The organism is Nocardioides sp. (genome assembly GCF_029937575.1).
In the GTDB taxonomy this organism is placed as follows: domain Bacteria; phylum Actinomycetota; class Actinomycetes; order Propionibacteriales; family Nocardioidaceae; genus Nocardioides.
The window spans coordinates 21,579-27,908 of sequence record NZ_JAPYPS010000053.1; the positions used below are offsets into that span (position 1 = coordinate 21,579).

The 6,330-nt window shown below is 72.8% G+C and carries 5 protein-coding genes; all 5 read left to right on the plus strand.

The window, feature by feature from the left end:
- The first annotated feature begins 40 nt into the window (after positions 1-40).
- Positions 41-1,585 (plus strand): carboxyl transferase domain-containing protein, encoded by a 1,545-nt coding sequence (locus tag Q1K33_RS15615; protein WP_300405588.1) that lies wholly within the window; start codon positions 41-43, stop codon positions 1,583-1,585.
- Entirely contained in the window at positions 1,585-3,507 is a 1,923-nt protein-coding gene (locus Q1K33_RS15620) for a biotin carboxylase N-terminal domain-containing protein (protein WP_300405590.1), read from the plus strand. Before Q1K33_RS15615 ends, Q1K33_RS15620 begins: the two co-directional genes overlap by 1 nt.
- Positions 3,508-3,530: 23 nt before the next feature.
- Positions 3,531-4,487: a hydroxymethylglutaryl-CoA lyase gene (locus Q1K33_RS15625; RefSeq protein WP_300405596.1), complete on the plus strand. Its 957-nt coding sequence runs from the start codon at positions 3,531-3,533 to the stop codon at positions 4,485-4,487.
- Positions 4,484-5,575: a hypothetical protein gene (locus Q1K33_RS15630; RefSeq protein ID WP_300405592.1), complete on the plus strand. Its 1,092-nt coding sequence runs from the start codon at positions 4,484-4,486 to the stop codon at positions 5,573-5,575. Before Q1K33_RS15625 ends, Q1K33_RS15630 begins: the two co-directional genes overlap by 4 nt.
- A gap of 47 nt (positions 5,576-5,622) precedes the next feature.
- Positions 5,623-6,330, plus strand: a 708-nt coding sequence (locus tag Q1K33_RS15635; protein ID WP_300405594.1) for a hypothetical protein, incomplete at its 3' end; no start/stop codon positions are given.

Sequence of the window (6,330 nt, forward strand, 5' to 3'; positions counted from 1 at the left end):
GGGGGTTCCGTAGGTGGTTAACAACCATTAACCTGACAGCGTGAGTGACCTCAGCGATCTCGTCGACGACCTGCGCGACCGACTGGCCACGGCCCGGCTCGGCGGCAGCGAGGCGGCCCGGACCAAGCACCTCGATCGCGGCAAGCTGCTCGTGCGCGACCGCGTCGACCGGCTCCTCGATCCGGGCAGCCCGTTCCTCGAGCTCAGCCCGTTGGCAGCCACCGGCATGTACGGCGAGCCCGACGCCTCGCCGGTCCCGAGCGCGGGCATCGTCACGGGGATCGGGATGATCCACGGCCGCGCGTGCGTGGTCGTCGCCAACGACGCCACCGTCAAGGGCGGCACCTACTACCCGCTGACGGTGAAGAAGCACCTGCGCGCCCAGCAGGTCGCGGCCGACAACCGGCTGCCGTGCGTCTACCTCGTCGACTCCGGCGGCGCGTTCCTGCCGATGCAGGACGACGTGTTCCCCGACCGCGAGCACTTCGGGCGGATCTTCTTCAACCAGGCCAACCTCTCGGCGGCGCAGATCCCGCAGATCGCCTCCGTGATGGGCTCGTGCACGGCCGGTGGCGCCTACGTGCCGGCGATGTCGGACGAGACGGTGATCGTCAAGGAGCAGGGCACGATCTTCCTCGGTGGCCCACCCCTGGTGAAGGCGGCCACCGGAGAGGTCGTCTCGGCCGAGGACCTCGGTGGCGGCGAGGTGCATGCCCGGACGTCCGGGGTGGTCGACCACCTCGCCGACGACGACCGGCACGCGCTGGCGATCGTGCGCGGCATCGTGGACACGCTGCCCGCACCCGCGGCCCCGCCGTGGGAGGTGCGTGAGGTCGAGGAGCCGACGCTGGACCCCGAGACGCTCTACGACGTCGTCCCCGTCGACTCGCGCACGCCGTACGACGTGCGGGAGGTGATCCGTCGCATCGTCGACGGCAGCCGCTTCCAGGAGTTCAAGCAGCTCTACGCCGAGACGCTGGTGACCGGGTTCGCCCACGTCTGGGGCCATCCGGTCGGGATCGTGGCCAACAACGGCATCCTCTTCGGGGAGTCGGCGCGCAAGGGCGCGCACTTCATCGAGCTGTGCAACCAGCGCGGCATCCCGCTGGTGTTCCTGCAGAACATCTCCGGCTTCATGGTGGGTCGGGAGTACGAGAACAACGGCATCGCCCGCGACGGCGCCAAGCTCGTCACCGCTGTGGCGTGCTCGGTGGTGCCGAAGTTCACCGTCGTCATCGGTGGCTCCTACGGCGCCGGCAACTACGGCATGTGCGGTCGGGCCTACGACCCGCGGTTCCTGTGGATGTGGCCCAACGCCCGGATCTCGGTGATGGGTGGTGAGCAGGCGGCCTCGGTGCTCGCCACGGTCAACCCCAAGCTCACGACCGACGAGGAGGTCGAGAAGTTCAAGGCGCCGATCCGCGAGCAGTACGAGACCCAGGGCTCGCCGTACTACTCGACCGCGCGACTGTGGGACGACGGCGTCATCGACCCCGTCGACACCCGCCGCGTGCTCGGCATGGGCCTTGCTGCCGCGGCGCAGGCGCCGGTCCCCGCGCCCACCTACGGCGTCTGGAGAATGTGATGGCCTCGATCAAGATCCTGCTGGTCGCCAACCGCGGCGAGATCGCGATCCGCGTGATGCGCACCGCCGCGCGGATGGGCATCCGGACCGTGGCGCTACACACCGACCTCGACGTCGCGGCGCCCCACGTGGCTGCGGCCGACGAGACGGTGCACGTCGAGAGCTACCTCGACATCGAGGCCGTGGTGGCAGCCGCCCGGTCCGTCGGGGCCGACGCCGTCCACCCGGGCTACGGGTTCCTCTCCGAGCGCGCCGCCTTCGCGACGGCGTTGGAGGAGGCGGGCATCGCGCTGGTCGGTCCGTCGTCGAGCGTGATGGAGCAGATGGGCCGCAAGGACGCTGCGCGTGAGATCGCCGTCTCGGCCGGGGTGCCCGTCGTGCCCACGGGCTCGGAGGCGGCCTTCCCCGTGCTGGTGAAGGCCGCGGCGGGCGGCGGCGGCAAGGGCATGCGGGTGGTGCGGTCGGCAGCCGAGCTGGACGAGGCGACGGCCGCCGCGAAGCGCGAGGCGCTCTCGGCCTTCGGCGACGACACCATGCTCGTCGAGAAGTACGTCGAGCACGGGCGCCACATCGAGGTCCAGGTCGTCGGCGACACCCACGGCACCGTGCTGCACCTCTTCGAGCGCGACTGCTCGACCCAGCGCCGCCACCAGAAGGTCCTCGAGGAGGCCCCGGCGCCGACCCTCGACGAGGCCACCCGGGCGCGGGTGCGACAGGCAGCGGTCGACCTGGCCGCGCACGTCGGCTACGTCAACGCCGGGACCGTCGAGTTCCTCCTCGACGCCGACACCGGCGAGTTCTACTTCCTGGAGATGAACACCCGCCTGCAGGTCGAGCACCCCGTCACCGAGGCCGTCGCCCGCGTCGAGGGCCACCCCGTCGACCTGGTCGAGCTGCAGCTGCGCGTCGCGGCCGGGGAGCCTCTCGGGATCGTCCAGGACGACCTCACGCTCGAGGGCCACGCCATCGAGGCCCGGGTCTACGCCGAGGACTCCTTCGGCGGCTTCCTGCCCCAGGCCGGTACGGCGTCGCTGGTCCGCTGGCCCGCCGGCTCGTCGGGTACGACGCCGGGCACGACGCCCGGCACGACGATCCGCGTCGACCACGCGCTCGAGTCCGGCCAGGTCGTGTCCACGTCCTACGACCCGATGCTCGGGAAGGTGATCGCCCACGGACCCGACCGCGAGGCCGCCCGCCACGCGCTGCTCGAGGCCCTCGACGCCACCGCGGTCCTGGGCCTGACGACCAACGCCGGCTTCCTGCGGGCGCTCGTGGCCAGCGACGAGTTCCGCGACGCGACCATCGACACGGCCTGGCTCGACACGGCCGAGGTGCCCGCCCCCGATCCGGGGGTCGCGCGAGCCGCCACGGCCTGGATCGCGGCGATGCTGGGCTCGATGGGCGAGCCGAACGCCTTCCAGAGCGACGGGTTCCGACTCGGTGCGGCACCGGCCGCCACCATCGTCGAGCTGGACCGGGAGGTCCGGGTCGACCGGGCCGCCGCCACCGTCGACGGGCGTCCCTTCCAGCAGGTCCGGGCCGCGGACCACGTGCTGGAGGTGATGGCCGACGGGGTGCCGGCGCGGGTGGTCGTCAACGTGCAGCCGGGGCACCCCGGCACCTACGAGGCCTCGTTCCTGGGTCAGCGCCACGTCTTCACGCCGCCCGACCGGCTGGCGGGTGCAGCGGCGGTCGGCGACGGAGCGGTCACCTCTCCGATGCCGGGCACGGTGCTCGACGTACGTGTCGCCGTCGGTGACGCGGTCTCCGCCGGCGACGTCCTGGGCGTGATGGAGGCGATGAAGATGGAGCACGCGCTCAAGGCACCCTTCGACGGCACGGTCACCGAGGTCGACGTCGTCGCCGGCGGCCAGGTCGCGCTCGGTGCCACGCTGTTCGTCGTCGAGGAGGCGGGCTCGTGAGCGTCCTGCCGAAGGCCCTGCCGATGTCCGTCCCGTCGCGGGACCTGCCGTCGCGCGTGACGATCTACGAGGTCGGCGCCCGCGACGGTCTGCAGAACGAGAAGGCCCTGATCCCCACCGAGACCAAGGCCGAGTTCGTCCGGCGGCTCGTCGCCGCCGGGCTGCCGGTCGTCGAGGCGACCTCGTTCGTGCACCCGAGGTGGGTGCCGCAGCTCGCCGACGCGGCCGAGCTGATGTCCGGCCTCACCGACGAGACGAGCGGGCTCGGCGACTCCGCCCGCGACCTGCCGGTGCTGGTGCCCAACGAGCGCGGCCTCGACCGGGCGCTCGAGCTCGGGCTGCGTCACATCGCGGTCTTCGGCTCCGCGACCGAGACGTTCGCGTCCAAGAACCTCAACCGCACGCTCGACGAGCAGTTCGCGATGTTCGCCCCGACCGTGGAGCGTGCTCGCGGGTCCGGGATGGACGTGCGCGCCTACGTGTCAATGTGCTTCGGAGACCCCTGGGAGGGCGCGGTCCCGATCGAGCAGGTCGTCGACGTCGGGCGCCGAATGCTCGACCTCGGCGCCTCCCAGCTCAGCCTGGGCGACACGATCGGTGTCGGCACGGCCGGCCACGTGACCGCGCTGGTCGAGGCGTTCGTCGCCGCCGGGGTGGGTGTGGACCGCCTGGCGCTGCACTTCCACGACACCTACGGCCAGGCCCTGAGCAACGTCCAGGCCGGGCTCCGCGCCGGCATCACGACGTACGACGCCAGTGCCGGCGGGCTGGGTGGCTGCCCGTACGCCGAGAGCGCCACCGGCAACCTCGCCACCGAGGACCTCGTCTGGCTGCTGACCGGACTCGGGATCGAGCACGGCGTCGACCTCGCCTCGCTCGTGGCGACGAGCACGTGGATGGCCGAGCACCTCGGGCGGCCGAGCCCGTCTGCGGTGGTGCGGGCGCTCGGCGGCCGCCCCGCCGATACCATCACCCCGTGACTCGCCGCGTCTTCCTGCACATCGGGGCCCCGAAGACCGGGACGACCTACCTGCAGGACCGGCTGCGCCTCAACAGCCGCTCGCTCGCGGCTCACGACGTGCACTTCCCGAGTCGCAACCTGACGATGGACCCGCCGCTGTTCCACTTCCGAGCGGCGCTGGACCTGATGGGCCAGGACTGGGGCGGCGAGCCCGGCCACGCCGAGGGCAGCTGGGACGCGCTGGTCCGTCGGATCAAACGGCTCGACGGCACGATCGTCGTCAGCCATGAGATCCTCGCCGCCGCCCACCCGGCGGCGATCGCCAAGGCCAAGGCGTCCCTGGGGCGCGCCGGCGCGGAGCTGCACGTCGTCTACTCCGCCCGCGACCTCGGTCGGCAGATCCCGGCTGCCTGGCAGGAGAGCATCAAGCAGGGCCGGACGTGGAGCTACCGCCGGTTCACGAAGCGGATCGTCAAGCGCAACTCCTGGTTCTCGCGGGCCTTCGACCTGCCCGAGGTCCTCACCGCCTGGAGCGAGGGGCTGGCTCCGGAGCGGGTCCACGTGGTCACCGTGCCGCACACCCGCGGACCGGCCCTGTGGGAGCGCAACTGCCGCGTCTTCGGCATCGACCCGGCCTGGGCACCGAAGGAGTCCGAGGCGCACAACGCCTCCCTCGGTGTGGCCGAGACCGCGATGCTGCGTCGCCTCAACCAGCAGCTCGACCGGGAGCCGCGCCAGGACAATCGCTTCGACGTCCTCGTACGGCGACTGCTCGCCGAGGAGACGCTGGTGCAGCGACGCCGCTCCAAGCCGTTGCTCCTCCCGCCGCACGCCCAGGAGTGGGCCGAGCTGGAGGCCGAGCGGTGGATCGACTGGATCGAGGGCAGCCGGGTTCACGTCGCCGGCGACGTGGCCGACCTCCGCCCGGCACCGCGCGACCCCGAGGCGGCCTGGGTCAACCCCGACAAGGTGGGCTCCAAGCCGCAGCTCAAGGCGGCGATGGAGGCGCTGGCCGCGATGACCATCGAGGCGAGTCGCCGCGAGGACCCGCAGGACACCTTGGCCGCCAAGGTCCGGACCCGGGTGCGCGGCCTGCGGGACGACTGATGACCCCCTCGGGTCCGCCCGGCCATGGCCGCGACCAGGGTCCTGACGTGGGCCTGGCCTGGGGCTGGGTCGCCGCTCTGCGCGACGGCAGCTCCACCTCCTGGGCGCAGTGGCGACACAGCGGCGGTACGGCGCCGGCGACCGCGCGCGACCTGCCCGGCGCCCAGCAGCTCGAGCTGGTCCGGCGCATCAACCTCGCCGACGCCGGCAGCCACGCCCGGGCAGACCTCGTGGAGCGTGTGATCACCGCGAGCGCCACCGGTCGCGGGCTGCCCGAGCGGACGCTCGTCGGAGCGGTGCCCGATCGGTCGTGGGGGTTGCCGCCCCTCGATCCCGCTCACCTGCGCGACCACGACCTTCTCGGCGTCGCGGCCACCGTGGTGGCCCAGGACCTCGTCGCCGCGGATCTCGCCGCGCGAGCCTCCGGCCGGCAGCGCTCGGTCTCGGCGCCGGGCGTCGCCGTCGCGCGCCGGGCTCGCCACCGGATGCTGCGCCGGCGCGGCGGCCGTCAGGTGGTCGGTGATCCCTGGCTGGCCTGGACCGTGCGCGACGAGCTGCTGCGCACGGGGCGTCCGCTGGCGCCGCCCGGCGACCCGGGGCGAGACGGCAGGCCCGTGGTCGTGGTCGGCCAGGACCTCGCCACGATGCTGGTCGGCGCCTGGACCGCCCGGGCGTTCGACGGCGGAGCGCCGTCCTGGGAGCGGTGGCTCGGCTCGGGCCGCGGGGGTGCGGTCCCGCGCCCCGTCGACCTGGAG